Source organism: Celeribacter sp. (assembly GCF_048270365.1).
In the GTDB taxonomy this organism is placed as follows: Bacteria; Pseudomonadota; Alphaproteobacteria; order Rhodobacterales; family Rhodobacteraceae; genus Celeribacter.
Genome location: NZ_JBLWTA010000012.1, coordinates 15219 through 28327, shown reverse-complemented (window position 1 = coordinate 28327; position 13109 = coordinate 15219). Strand labels below are relative to the sequence as shown.

The following is a 13109-nucleotide window of genomic DNA, read 5'->3' as shown; positions in this document are numbered from 1 at the left end:
AGTTTGACGCCGGACGTGCCGGCAGAGAGTTGTGTTTCATATCTGACTTGGATGCGGCTTGGGCCATCTGGCCTCGGTCTGACATCCGGCGAAAATAATCTGTCATCGCGCCCCCTATCCGCTCGGCACGCCCAGAGCACCCTGGGCGATACATTTGAGCGTTTCGGGTTCGCGGGCGATGTCGGTCACGATCTGCACCGTGCTTTGATCGACGCCCACCACCACCGCCTGCGCGAGCGAGACAAGCTGATCCGTCTCGGCATTGTCCATGATGCAATCGACATAGACATCGGCATTCACGCCGGGGAACTTGTCGTTGATCACGGTTTTAACCACCGATTTGGCCACCGTGCGTGTGCTGTCCTCGACCAGAGCGGAAGATTCCACACAGCCCGCGAGGCCCAAAAGCATCAGCCCGGCGATCATACCTGCGAGGGGCGTTTTGAAAGAAAAACGGATCATCCGAGCGCCTCCTTGTTCGTGTCTGCCCGCAGCACCCGCGGCTGGGATTTGCGGTTGTAATGGCCCCAAAGCGACGCATCCAATGCAAAATCCGGCGAGAGCCAGTCAGCGATCTTCGACGGCGCATCGCGGTCCAGATCGAATTGCAGGAACCGGGCATCTGCCGTGGAGAAATAGCTGTGCACCTCTGCCGTGTGGCGGTCGAACATCTCGGCCCAAGCCGCTTTCGCGCCGGCCTCATCGAGGCCCGACATTTTGCAGAACCGTTTGAGGAAGGTGCCATTGGCATGCGCCGCACGCGAGGCGATCCAATCGGATTTGTCGCGCGTGTTGAAAAAGAAATAGGCGTCCGGATAGGCCGCATGGAGACTGCGGAACAGCCGCGCACCGTCGATCATCATTTGACCGTTGAGAAAGGCGATGTCGGAAAAGGCGCGAATGCCCTCGAAACCCTCAAAAGGTTTGCGGCCCATCGCCAGATTGCTCACCATCACCTGCGCGACATTGCGGCCCTCCGGCTCCTGCCAATGCAGCGCCGGGATGCCGTTGTCTTCCATCAGCCGATGAAAGCTCAGCGTGCCGCAGCGGTTGAACCCGATCTGGAGGATCAGCGGCTGCGCCGTGCCAGTTCTGTGGTCGATCACACTCATGCCACCACCTCGGCTTTCGGGGCGGTCTTGGCCTTGAACGCAGCCGGAAAGACCGCCATCAAGCGCTGCTGCGCCTGACGCACGTTCTCGCCATAGTCGACCTGCGCAATCCCCGCATCGAGCCTCGCTTCGATCTGGCTCACGGAAATCGGCAAAGGCATGACCCGCCCGATCCCCGCCGCGTAATCGTAGAATTTCAGCCGGGCATAAGGGTGATTGCCATCGGGGTCGAGCCAGACATTGGGCACACCAAAAGCATCCGCGATGATCAGCCCATGCAGGCTCGAGGAAAACACCACATCGCAGCCCGCAATCTGGCGCACCACATCGAGGTGGTTCTCGCCGCGCGGATCGATGATCTCGAGCTTATCGCCAAGCCCCGCAAGCGCCGCAGCCGTCTCGTCGGCCTGTGAAATATGGGGAATAACCCCGATCTTGCCAGTTTTCTCGACCGATCCGCCCAATACCTGCGGCATCAAAAGCCCCGGATCGCCGAAGACCTCGGTCTTCACCCCAAGGATCTCGCGGGTGATCGGGCCACGGAGCGCTGCGATCTGGACATGGTCAATGAAATCGGTCGGCAGTGGCTTCATCGCGCCGGTGCCCCAGAGCCAGGGGCTGACCTTATTGCCACGTTTGAAACTTTGCCGGGCCGCATACATGATCGAGCCAACGCCAATCATCTCGGCCTCTTCCGGCCCTGCCCACTCGACTGTCTGGCCGGAAACATAGGCAACGATATCCTTGGAGATGCGATCTCCAAAGTTCGGTTGCGATTTCCACCAAAACAGTTTCAGCGACATCTTGCAGGTCCGGTTGAAAAGGGAGGGCCGCCCCGAAATGCGGGGCGACCATATTGGTTTTGCCTTAGAAGGTCCGCGCTTTCGGCGCGATCCTCTTGAGGCTGATGCCGCCTTCGGCTTCGGTCGTCAGCGGATCCTCAATGATCGGACGGTAGCTGAGCTCAACCTCATTGCCTTCGACGCGCGAAATCGTGTGGATGCGCCAGTTCGCATCGTCACGCTCCGGGTAATCCTCATGCGCATGTGCGCCACGGGATTCTTTACGAGCCTCGGCACCGTGGATGGTGGCCAAGGCGTTGGGCATCAGGTTGGTGAGCTCCAGCGTTTCCATCAGATCGGAGTTCCACACGAGCGAGCGATCGGTGACGGAGACGTCGCCCATCTTGCCGGCCACGGCGGTCATCTTTTCCACGCCTTCTTTCAGCGTCTTGTCGGTGCGGAACACGGCGGCGTCGGCCTGCATCGTGCGCTGCATCTCGAGACGCAATTCGGCGGTCGGGGTCGCGCCTTTGGCGTAACGGATGCCGTCGAAACGATCGAAAGCCTTTTGCACGGAGGCCATATTCAGCTCCGGGTTCGGCGCCTTCGCATCGACGACCTGACCGGCGCGGATTGCGGCGGCGCGGCCAAAGACCACGAGGTCGATGAGCGAGTTGGAGCCCAGACGGTTTGCACCGTGCACGGAGGCACAGCCCGCTTCGCCCACGGCCATCAGGCCCGGCACCACAGCGGTCGGATTGTCCGGCTGCGGGTTCAGAACTTCGCCGTGATAGTTGGTCGGAATACCACCCATGTTGTAGTGCACGGTCGGAAGAACCGGGATCGGCTCTTTGGTCACATCCACACCCGCAAAGATTTTGGCAGACTCGGAGATGCCAGGAAGACGTTCCGCCAGAGCCTCGGCCGGAAGGTGGCTGAGATTCAGGAAGATGTGGTCTTTGTGCTCGCCCACACCGCGGCCTTCGCGGATTTCCATCGTCATCGAGCGGGACACGTAGTCACGCGGTGCGAGGTCTTTGTAGGTCGGCGCGTAACGCTCCATAAAGCGCTCGCCTTCGGAGTTGGTCAGGTAACCACCTTCGCCGCGCGCACCCTCGGTGATCAGACAGCCGGAGCCGTAGATGCCGGTCGGGTGGAACTGAACGAATTCCATATCCTGAAGCGCCAGACCAGCCCGGGCCACCATGCCGCCACCGTCGCCGGTGCAGGTGTGGGCAGAGGTTGCGGAGAAGTAGGCGCGGCCATAGCCACCCGTCGCCAGCACAACCATCTTCGCGGAGAAGAGGTGGAAGGTGCCGTCATCGAGTTTCCAGCAAAGCACACCCTGACACTGACCGTCGTCAGACATGATCAGGTCGATGGCGAAATATTCGATGTAGAATTCTGCGTTGTTCTTAACGGACTGGCCGTAAAGCGTGTGCAGGATCGCGTGGCCGGTCCGGTCAGCGGCGGCGCAGGTGCGCTGCACCGGCGGGCCTTCACCGAATTCGGTGGTGTGACCGCCGAAGGGACGCTGGTAAATTTTGCCTTCTTCGGTACGCGAGAACGGCACACCGTAATGCTCAAGCTCGTAAACCGCCTTGGGCGCTTCACGGGCGAGGTATTCCATCGCATCGGTATCGCCGAGCCAGTCGGAGCCTTTGACGGTGTCATACATGTGCCACTGCCAGTTGTCCGGACCCATGTTCGAAAGCGACGCCGCGATGCCACCCTGGGCCGCAACGGTGTGCGAACGGGTCGGGAAGACCTTGGTCACACAGGCGGTGCGCAGACCTTGCTCAGCCATGCCGAGCGTCGCACGCAGACCAGAACCACCGGCGCCAACGACGACCACGTCGTATTCGTGGGTTTCATATTCATATGCTGCTGTCATTGTCTTTATTCCTTGCCGCGCATCACTGAAGGGCGAGTTTCAAAAGGGCGAAGAGGCCAGCCGCCATCAGCGTGTAGCAAAAGCCCGCCACAGCGATCAGCGTCAGCTTGCGCTTGATGCCGCCCACGTAATCTTCGACCGCCTCGTCCACTTCGGTCTTGAGGTGGATGATGCCACCGACGAGGCAGAGCGCCGTGATGATCGCGATGCAGGGGCTGCTGTAGAAGGCAAGCACCTCTTCGAGGGAATGGCCGACGGCATAGCCGAAGGTGAAGATGAAGAGCGGCACGAGCACGACGAGCGACAGGGAGGTCGCGATGGTCAGCCAATGGTGTTGTGCACCGGTCCCGCCAGAGCCCAGACCCGTCGCACGTTTGCGGTCAGTGAGAAAGTTCATGGCGATCCCCTCAGAAAATCAGAAACACAAGAGCGGTCAGCACGGTCAGGACAGTCGCCCCGATGAACATGCCCCAGCCCATTTTTTCGGAGGTCTCGACATCCAGGCAATAGCCGAAGTCCCAGATCACGTGACGGATGCGGCCCAGCATGTGGTACCAGATCGCCCAAGCGGCGGCGAGCATCACGATGTTGCCGATCCAGCTGCCGTAGAGACCGTTGAAGAAATTGAAGGCCGTCTCGGAGCTTGCGGCTGCGAGGAACCAGCAGATCGCGAGGAAGACGGAGCCCAGCGATGCAATGCCGGTGATACGGACCATGATCGAGGAGATCGACGTCATTTGCGGTCGATAATAGGGTCCGATCATGAAGGGAGAGAGCGGTCGGTTGCCGCGATTCACATCAGCCATGGTGGCGTCCTTTCACGATTGATGCGTTGAAGTTGCCTTTCGTAATAAACTTTTTTGTCCCCGAGTCACCACCTGTGAGCGCTAACATGGTCGGTTTATCCAGCTTAACGTGCAGGAAAACGCATTCTGTGATCACAAGAAACATTCAGTGATCACAAAATTGGACGCAAGACGCTTTCCTAGGGTTTTTCTAAGGATTTTCAGAGCTTCATATGGCGAATTTTACGAAAAAGGGGCCACGCAGCCCTGCGCAGCCCCTTTTTGCGATCACAAATTTGGATTCTCGAAAGGCTTACAAAGGCACGACAGCCCAATAATCCAGATCCAACAAGACATCGGAGTGATATTTCCCCTCTTCCGTCTTATAGGCAAACTCCGGCGCGCCATGTTTATAGGCCACAAGTCTGAGCCGCAGCGCGCCGACACCCGGAGCCTCAGTTTCTGCCTTGTCGAGCACCTCGGTATAGACCCGCACGGTGTCGCCGACAAAACACGGATTGGCATGCGCGCCACCGTTGAGGCCGACGATCATCTGCGCATTGGCCAGACCGTTGAAGGACAAGGCCCGGGCCATGGAAATCACGTGGCCGCCATAGATCAACCGCTTGCCGTCCTCGCGGTTGGTTGCATCGAAATGCACCTTCGCCGTGTTCTGCCACAGCCGCGTGGCCATCATATGTTCAGCTTCTTCGATAGTCACCCCATCCACATGGTCGATCTTTTCGCCGATCTCATAGTCGCCAAAGCGGTGCGGTTCACCCGCCAGCGTGAAGTTGTATTTCAGGAAATCCAACCCCTCCGGGATCACCAGATCCTCTGGCGCCACCACTTTCGACAGTTCCGGGATCACCGTCTCCGGCGCCGGAGCCTCCAGATCGCCTTTGCGCACCATGACCCAGCGGACATATTCCAACACAGGCTCGTCGAACTGGTTAAGCCCGGTCGTGCGCACATAGACCACGCCCGATTTGCCGTTGGAGTTCTGTTTCAGACCGATCACCTCGGAAACCGAGCGCAGCGTATCGCCGGGGTAGACCGGCTTCAGCCACCGTCCCTCGGCATAGCCAAGGTTGGCGACCGCATTGAGAGAAATATCCGGGACGGTTTTGCCAAAGACCACATGAAAGGCGATCAAGTCGTCCACCGGGCTTTTTTCCAGCCCACAGTTCTCGGCAAACTCGTCAGAGGAACAGAGCGCATGCCGCGCCGGATAGAGCGCATGATAAAGCGCGCGTTCGCCGCCCGACACGGTGCGCGGCACGGCGTGCTCGATCACCTGCCCTACATGATAATCCTCAAAAAAACGTCCCGGATTGGTTTTCACCTCAATGGCCCTCCCACTATAGCTGTCCCAGCTTCACCTCGGGCGAATACTCCCCCTCGGCCTCCTTTATGACCGCCTGCGCGCACCGCATCTTTCCCGATGCGGCGTCGAAGGCGTAGCTGGGGTCGCCGTACAACTCCCAGCCCTTGTTCAAAGCCTCTGTCACCTTGTGACAAAAGGCCGATGTGTCTTCTTCGGTCAGCAACCTGTAGGCTTTCATCTCTCACTCCCTCACATCGGAAACGGGTTATATCCCAACCAGATATGTACCCCGGCAATCGCGCCGAAGACCACGAGAGAAATCACCACCAGACGGATGTCACCCGCCAGACTTCCGCCTTTATAAGACTCAGGCGCAGGACCAGCGCGGTTGATCAACGCCATCTCGACAAGCGCCCAAAGCGTCATGCCGCCGAACAGCACCAAAGAGGCCGCGTCCGAATTCACCAAGAGATGCGCCACGCCCCAGACCACGACACTGGTCAGCATCGGATGCCGCATCTTGGCCCGCAGGCGGCTTTTGGAATGCCCCAGCGCGAACAAAAACACCGCAATCACCATCAGCGTGTTGTTCACATGGCGCAGAAAGGACGGCAGGGCGTAGAAATCGTAGGTCTCGCTCATCCGGTAGCCCGCGATCATCAGGATCAGCCCCGCCAGAATGCCCAGCGCCGCAAACCCCTTGCCTTTCTCTCCCATCCCGCCGCGCACCTCCGGCGCCAGTCGTTTAAACAGATGCGCTGCACTCCAAAGCAGCAGTCCGGGAATGAGAAGGGTCATGCGTTTACTCCATGGCTATAATGGCTTCGTGTTTGGCGAGCATCGCCCGCGCCGTCACAATATGCAGATTTTCCACGATTTTCCCATCGACAACCGCAACCCCCTGACCATTTGCCTCAGCCTCCTCAAAGGCCGCGATCTGACGTTCGGCCAGATCAATCTCCGCCTCAGAGGGCGCGAAGGCGGCGTTGGCGATCTCCAATTGCGCCGGGTGAATGAGGGTTTTGCCGTCAAACCCCATGTCCCGACCCTGCTCGCATTCGGCCTTGAGACCTTCGTCATCCTTGAAGGCATTATAGACGCCATCGAGGCAGATCACCCCATAGGCACGCGCCGCGATCAGGCACATGTGCAAGCCCCCCATCATCGGCAAACGGTCGGCGCGGAACCGGGTGTTCAGCTCTTTCGCCAGATCGTTCGTCCCCATGACAAAGCCTGTCATGCGCGGGTGTGCGGCAATCTCCGCAGCGTTCAACATGCCCAGCGGCGTCTCCATCATCGCCCAGAGCGGCACATCGGGAATGGCCTGTGCAAGCTCCTCGACCATCGCCGCACTTTCGACCTTCGGCAGGAGAATCCCGTCAATGTCCGCACCGACAAAGGCCGCCACATCATCGCGGCCCCATTGCGTGTCGAACCCATTGACCCGCACGATCTTGGCCCGATTGCCGTAGCCACCCTGAGCGAGGGCCCCTTTCAAGAGTGCGCGCGCGCTCACCTTTTCATCCGGCGACACCGCATCTTCGAGATCGAACAGGATCGCATCACAGGCCAGCCCCTTGGCCTTTTCCAACGCACGCTCTTTCGAACCAGGGATGTAGAGAGCCGAGCGATAGGGACGGTTGGCGACTTGGGTCATTTGATTCTTTTCCTCCGCAATATTGTTGCGCAAGAGGCCACACAAGCGCACCAATCCGCAAGGGTAAATTTTCCGCAGCGCAGAATTTCCCTGCACCTCAAAGCGGAACCTCCAAGCGCAGCGCGCTAAGGTAACCGCTTTTTTAACCCTTTTTCGGCAGGCTGAGACCCACACCGGCACGTTAAATAAGGGAAAGCCCAGCACCGGACACCGCGCGTCAGCTCTTTCGAGACGTGGCGCGCCGAAACAGAAAAGGACAAGACGATGACGACACGGATTGCCACTCTGACCGGAGCCGCCCTGCTCATGGCCACAACAATCATAGCCGCCCCGGCGTCCGCACAACAAAACTGCGCGCAGCGCGACCAAATCCTGGACCGACTCACCAGCAAATATGGCGAAAGCCGCCAATCCATCGGCCTCGCGCCCAATTCCGGCGTGGTCGAGGTCTTTGCCTCCACCGAGACCGGCACATGGACGATCCTGATGACCACGCCCAACGGCGTCACCTGTCTGATCGCCTCCGGTCAGGCCTTTGAAACACTCGCCGAAGTGGCCGTGGCCAAGGGTGACGACGCTTAAGCGGCCAAAACCTCCCAGATCAATTTGCTCCCAGTGATGACCAGAAACACATAGGCCAGTCCGAAGAACAATTTTTCCGGCACTTTGTGATGCATCCAGACCCCGGCTAGGACGCCTAAAACCGCTGCCGGGATCAGGGTCAGATCGGCGATCAGGGTCTCTTTCGAGAAAATGCCCACAAAAGCATAGGGCACGACTTTCATCAGGTTCACCGCCCAAAAGGTCAGCACGCTCGACGCCTGATAGATCGTCTTATCCATCCGTTTTGACAGCATATAGACGGCGGCGGGCGGACCTCCAGCGTGGGAGATAAAACTTGTAAGCCCGGTGACACCGCCCCAAAACAGCCCGGCCCCCGTACCGAGTTCACGTTTTGGCGGGGTGATCCAACGCCGCGCTTTCGCCAGTTGCCAAAGCACGAATCCAATCGCCACAAGCCCGATCAAAAGCTTAAAAACCGCGGGATCGGCCACGCCATAAAGCAACGTTCCGATCACAATTCCGGGAATGGCGCCGAGGATGAGAACACCCGCCACGCGCAGGTCCCATTTGCGCCAAAACAGTTTAACGGCGGTCACATCCATGACCATCAGCAACGGCAACATCAGCCCGACCGCCTGCCCCGGCGTGAGAATCAAGGCCAGAAAAGGCGTGGCTGCAAAGGCCGCAGCGGAGCCGAAACCGCCCTTGGACATGCCCGCAAAAATCACCGCCGGCACGGCGAAAAGGTAGAAATTGAGATCGAGCGTCATCAGCACAGCCTTTGGGCAATGAGAGGTTTTTCCCTGAAAATATCGAGGGGTTAGCGCCACCAGACCCGACAGCCACGTCGCGGCAGCGCAGCACAGACTTGCACGAAAGCCAGCAAAGGGCTACCCATGCGCCAATCTCACAAACAGATTGGAGACAAACTCATGGCTCGACCCAAGATTGCCCTCATCGGCTCCGGCAATATCGGCGGCACGCTTGCCCACCTCGCAGCTCTCAAAGAACTCGGCGACATCGTTCTTTTCGACATCGCCGAAGGCCTGCCCGAAGGCAAAGCGCTCGACATCGCTGAATCCGGCCCGTCCGAAGGCTTCGACGCCGCCATGTCCGGCACCCAGTCCTATGAGGACATCGCAGGCGCTGACGTCTGCATCGTGACCGCCGGTGTGGCACGTAAGCCGGGCATGTCCCGCGACGATCTTCTGGGCATCAACCTTAAGGTCATGAAATCCGTCGGCGAAGGCATTGCCAAACACGCCCCCGACGCATTTGTCATCTGCATCACCAACCCGCTCGACGCGATGGTTTGGGCGCTGCAGAAGTTCTCCGGTCTTCCGGCCAACAAAGTCTGCGGCATGGCAGGTGTGCTCGATAGCGCCCGCTTCCGTCACTTCCTCTCCGTCGAATTCGGTGTCTCCATGCGTGACGTCACCGCTTTCGTTCTGGGCGGTCACGGCGACACCATGGTGCCCTCCGCGCGCTACTCCACCGTGGCCGGTATCCCGCTCCCCGACCTGATTGAAATGGGTTGGACCACGCAAGAGAAACTGGACGCCATCATTCAGCGCACCCGTGACGGCGGCGCCGAAATCGTGGGCCTGTTGAAAACCGGCTCCGCCTTCTACGCCCCAGCGACCTCCGCCATCGAGATGGCCGAAGCCTACCTCAAAGACCAGAAGCGCGTGCTGCCCTGTGCCGCTTACTGCAACGGCGAGATTGGCGTTTCCGACATGTATGTGGGCGTGCCCACCGTGATCGGCGCTGGCGGCATCGAGAAAGTCATCGACATCAAGCTCACCAAAGAAGAGCAAGTGATGTTCGACAAATCCGTCGACGCCGTGAAAGGCCTGATGGACGCTTGTAAAGGCATCGACGGCTCGCTCGCCTGATCTCGAAAGAGAGCAAGACATTCAAAGCCCGCGGACACACTCCGCGGGCTTTTTCGTATTTCAAGGGACCTCAGCCCCTGCTAACTTGACGCAACCCCTTTCAAATCCGAGACAGAGCGATTTCATTTTGACCTCTTCAGATCCCCAGACCTCGCCCTCCCGCCGCGTTCTGTTTTCCGCACAAAAGAACGAGGGGCCGTTTCTTTTGGAGTGGATCGCCTATCACAAGATCATCGGGTTTACGGAGATTTTCATCGTCTCCAACGATTGTGACGATGGCTCTGACACGCTGCTCGACGCGCTGGATGCGGCGGGCGAAATCACCCATGTGAAACAGATCGTGCCCGTGGGCATCCCGCCGCAAACCCATGCCGCGCATCTTGCGAAAGACAGTGGCTTTTTCCGGGACGGCGATTGGGTGATGTGGCTCGACGCGGACGAATTTCTACTGCCCGCCGAGGGTGGCACAGTGGAGGACATCATCGCAGCGGCCGAGGCGGCACAGGCCTCCTCCGTCTCCATCGCCTGGCGGTTCATGGGCGACAGCGGGCATGCGCAGTGGCCCGGACGACATATTTCGACCGCCTTCACCGGCGCTGCGCCGATGTGGAAAGGCAAGTCGACACAGGTCAAAACCCTGTTCCGCTGGTCCGACGCCATCGAGGCGCTGGACATCCACCGCCCTATTTTGGCGCCCGGCGTCACGGCGGACACGTTTCGCGCCCTCAACTCCGCAGGCACCGATATGGAGCCCCGATTTTTCGACCGCGCCAAACGCGTGCCCTTCAACCGGATCAATGTCGAGAAACAGCCCTATAAACTCGGACGCGTGCTGCATTTCTCTATCAGAACGCCGGATATGTTCGCACTCAAACGTCAGCGCGGCGACGGTTATTACGCCAACCCGCAAGAGGTGCAGCGCGACGACGATTTCTACGCGGCCAAGAATTTCAACGCGCGCGAAGAGACCGGTCATCACCAACATGAGGCGGCCGTGACCCAAGAAATGGCGCGCCTTTTGCAAGACCCGAACACCGCCCGCGCCGCCGAAGCCGTGGCTAAAACCCTCGCGGCCAAACTGGGACAGCTGGCCTGATGGCGGGGGGCGCTCCGACTTGGGCCGTGGTCGCATTGGGCGACGAACCCGCGCCTTTGATCGCGGCCTTTGCCCGGCACCACCGGGCCATCGGCGCCTCCGAAGTGCATGTGTTTCTCGACCGTCCGAACCCTGAGGTTGACCGTCTGATTGGCGCGCGGGACGGGATTTTCATCACGACCTGCGATCAGGCACATTGGGATCGGGTCAACCAAGGCCGCCGCCCGGAACGCCACACCGGACGGCAGAAATTCGTCTCGACCAGTGTCTATCAAAGCACGACTTGCGACTGGGTTCTGCATTGCGATGTGGATGAATTCATCTCCGACGGCGCAGCACTCTCCAAGGCCTTGGGCAAGGCAGATCGCAACAAGGGCCTCGTCATCCGCAACGCCGAGCGCGCCTACCTTCCCGGCTCTCCCGGCGAGATGCTGTTCGAGGGGGGATTTCGACACCCAATCGTCTTGGCGCCGGAGGATATACAAGCGCTCTACGGTCGGTTTGGCAAGTTCCTCTCTCAAGGCCTCACCGGGCATCACACCGGCAAAACCATCGTGCCCAGAGGGCAAAAATGGGAGATGGGGGTGCATCACCCCAAAGCGCTCGCCAATGGCGCCAAACCGCCCCTGACCGCAACGAACAGACGTCTTTTGCTGCATTTCGACGGGCTCACGCCGCTGCATTATGCGATCAAACTGCTCAAGAAATCCTTCGAAAATTATTCCGGCCCGAAACGCAAAATCGGTGAGGCGCGCGAGGCGCAATACCGCTTTACCCGCAACCACGCCGATCGCCCGCGGGAGATTTTGCGGCTGGTGGAGGGGGTGCAATCGCTCGATGCCCGTCAGGCGGAACGCCTCTTGGCGCTCGACCGGTTGCGCCTCGATCCCTTTGTGCCCAAAGACTGTGACGATCTGGACCTGACACGTGCCACATTCGATGCGCTGTTGCGGGAGAGGGACGGCGAGATTTTGGCCAAGGCCGGGCTTGAGATGTGAAAAGCCAGACATGAAAAAGCCGGACACACAAAAGCCGGACACATGGCCCGGCTTTTTTATCGCGTTCCGATGATGGATCAGAACTTGTAGGTCACACCAAAGTTCAGCGCATTGGTGATGATGTCGCTCTCAAGATTGCCGCCGCCATCGAGATCGACGTCGAGCTGGCTGTAGGTGCCTTTGTATTCCGTAAAGAGGTCCCAGCGCTCGTTCAGCTCATAGCTGGCGCCCAAAACCAAAGCGACGGTCGGACCGGCGATCTGATATTCCAGCGTATCGGTATTCGCCGTGGCCACCTCGACATGCGGAATGATGATCCCGGCGGAGACGCTGGCGTAGGGCGTGAAGTTGTTCCACAGACCCGGCCAGCGCCAGATCGGGCCCACCGTCAGGTTGTTCAACCCATCGGTAAACTCGAGGGTCGAAAACCCGTTGTCGGCCATATCACCTTTGTCGGCATAGACCTTGCTGTGGCTGAAATCGGCGATCCAGCCGAAATTGTCACGCACCCACCAAGTGCCGCGGACACCGTAATAGGGCGGTGTATCGAAGCTTTTGCCCTCCCAACCGGTGGTGAAGTCGAAATCATCCACGCCGTCGTTGCCCTTCACGGAGCTGTGCGGCGCGGTTTGGTAGCCGCCATAGAGAGACAGGCTGAAATCGCCTGCGTTTGCCGCCAGCGGCGTGGCCAGAAGCGCGACAAGCGCCAGTGAGGCTTTCGATCCAGAAATATGCATGATTTTTCCCGAGGTATCCATGGGTGAGTCTTGATCTGTAAATACGAAATCTACGCCAAACAGGCAAGGAAAGTGGCCTGTGCGCTACCGCGCGAAAGCGTCGCGCCCCATGATAGAGCCGGGCCTGTTAGCGCTCGACACCCCCGAGCCTCTCGGACGCACCTCTCTAAAAGCCTCAAATACGGTTAAAATTTACTGGTCGATTCGGAAACCGGATCGGAATATGTATTTTGTGATCACACGAAAGTTTCCTGTGATCACA

General features: G+C 59.2%; 16 protein-coding genes. 4 read left to right on the top strand and 12 right to left on the bottom strand.

Annotated elements, in window-relative coordinates; genetic code table 11:
* Window positions 1-114: 114 nt before the first annotated feature.
* From ACN0X0_RS15980 to ACN0X0_RS15935, 10 genes are all read right to left on the bottom strand, one after another.
* Window positions 115-462 carry a succinate dehydrogenase gene (locus tag ACN0X0_RS15980; RefSeq protein WP_417279958.1) on the bottom strand — a complete coding sequence of 116 codons (348 nt, stop codon included), beginning with the start codon at window positions 460-462 and terminating at the stop codon, window positions 115-117.
* Window positions 459-1112, bottom strand: a complete 654-nt coding sequence (locus tag ACN0X0_RS15975; protein WP_417279957.1) for a sulfotransferase — start codon at window positions 1110-1112, stop codon at window positions 459-461. Before ACN0X0_RS15975 ends, ACN0X0_RS15980 begins: the two co-directional genes overlap by 4 nt.
* Window positions 1109-1915 (bottom strand): polysaccharide pyruvyl transferase family protein, encoded by an 807-nt coding sequence (locus ACN0X0_RS15970; protein ID WP_417279956.1) that lies wholly within the window; start codon window positions 1913-1915, stop codon window positions 1109-1111. The genes ACN0X0_RS15975 and ACN0X0_RS15970 overlap by 4 nt, the downstream gene beginning before the upstream one ends.
* A 64-nt stretch (window positions 1916-1979) precedes the next feature.
* Window positions 1980-3788 carry a succinate dehydrogenase flavoprotein subunit gene (gene sdhA / locus ACN0X0_RS15965; RefSeq protein WP_417279955.1) on the bottom strand — a complete coding sequence of 603 codons (1809 nt, stop codon included), beginning with the start codon at window positions 3786-3788 and terminating at the stop codon, window positions 1980-1982.
* A gap of 22 nt (window positions 3789-3810) precedes the next feature.
* Window positions 3811-4185, bottom strand: a complete 375-nt coding sequence (gene sdhD, locus ACN0X0_RS15960) for a succinate dehydrogenase, hydrophobic membrane anchor protein (protein WP_417279954.1) — start codon at window positions 4183-4185, stop codon at window positions 3811-3813.
* A 10-nt stretch (window positions 4186-4195) separates the two neighbouring features.
* Window positions 4196-4594, bottom strand: coding sequence for a succinate dehydrogenase, cytochrome b556 subunit (sdhC, locus tag ACN0X0_RS15955; RefSeq protein ID WP_321366203.1), 399 nt, complete (start codon window positions 4592-4594; stop codon window positions 4196-4198).
* 292 nt (window positions 4595-4886) lie between these two features.
* Complete coding sequence (locus tag ACN0X0_RS15950; protein ID WP_417280044.1) at window positions 4887-5924, bottom strand: MaoC family dehydratase; 1038 nt, start codon at window positions 5922-5924, stop codon at window positions 4887-4889.
* Between the two features lie 10 nt (window positions 5925-5934).
* Complete coding sequence (locus ACN0X0_RS15945) at window positions 5935-6138, bottom strand: DUF1737 domain-containing protein (protein WP_417279953.1); 204 nt, start codon at window positions 6136-6138, stop codon at window positions 5935-5937.
* 11 nt (window positions 6139-6149) lie between these two features.
* Window positions 6150-6698: an NnrU family protein gene (locus ACN0X0_RS15940; protein ID WP_417279952.1), complete on the bottom strand. Its 549-nt coding sequence runs from the start codon at window positions 6696-6698 to the stop codon at window positions 6150-6152.
* Between the two features lie 4 nt (window positions 6699-6702).
* Entirely contained in the window at window positions 6703-7557 is an 855-nt protein-coding gene (locus ACN0X0_RS15935; protein WP_417279951.1) for an HpcH/HpaI aldolase/citrate lyase family protein, read from the bottom strand.
* 264 nt (window positions 7558-7821) lie between these two features.
* On the opposite strand from ACN0X0_RS15935, the gene ACN0X0_RS15930 reads away from it, so the two are divergent.
* Window positions 7822-8139, top strand: coding sequence for a hypothetical protein (locus tag ACN0X0_RS15930; protein ID WP_417279950.1), 318 nt, complete (start codon window positions 7822-7824; stop codon window positions 8137-8139).
* On the opposite strand, the gene ACN0X0_RS15925 is transcribed toward ACN0X0_RS15930, so the two are convergent.
* Entirely contained in the window at window positions 8136-8891 is a 756-nt protein-coding gene (locus ACN0X0_RS15925; RefSeq protein WP_417279949.1) for a sulfite exporter TauE/SafE family protein, read from the bottom strand. The two genes, ACN0X0_RS15930 and ACN0X0_RS15925, sit on opposite strands and share 4 nt — an antisense overlap.
* Window positions 8892-9053: 162 nt before the next feature.
* Between ACN0X0_RS15925 and mdh the strand changes: the two genes are divergently transcribed.
* The 3 genes from mdh (at window position 9054) to ACN0X0_RS15910 (ending at window position 12110) form a co-directional block, all read left to right on the top strand.
* On the top strand, window positions 9054-10016 hold the full coding sequence (gene mdh, locus ACN0X0_RS15920; RefSeq protein WP_417261893.1) for a malate dehydrogenase: 963 nt from the start codon (window positions 9054-9056) through the stop codon (window positions 10014-10016).
* 127 nt (window positions 10017-10143) lie between these two features.
* On the top strand, window positions 10144-11112 hold the full coding sequence (locus tag ACN0X0_RS15915) for a glycosyltransferase family 2 protein (RefSeq protein WP_417279948.1): 969 nt from the start codon (window positions 10144-10146) through the stop codon (window positions 11110-11112).
* Window positions 11112-12110, top strand: coding sequence for a glycosyltransferase family 2 protein (locus ACN0X0_RS15910; protein ID WP_417279947.1), 999 nt, complete (start codon window positions 11112-11114; stop codon window positions 12108-12110). The genes ACN0X0_RS15915 and ACN0X0_RS15910 overlap by 1 nt, the downstream gene beginning before the upstream one ends.
* Window positions 12111-12187: 77 nt before the next feature.
* Here ACN0X0_RS15910 and ACN0X0_RS15905 read toward each other — a convergent pair whose 3' ends face one another.
* Window positions 12188-12847, bottom strand: a complete 660-nt coding sequence (locus ACN0X0_RS15905; protein WP_417279946.1) for an outer membrane protein — start codon at window positions 12845-12847, stop codon at window positions 12188-12190.
* Between the last annotated feature and the right edge of the window lie 262 nt (window positions 12848-13109).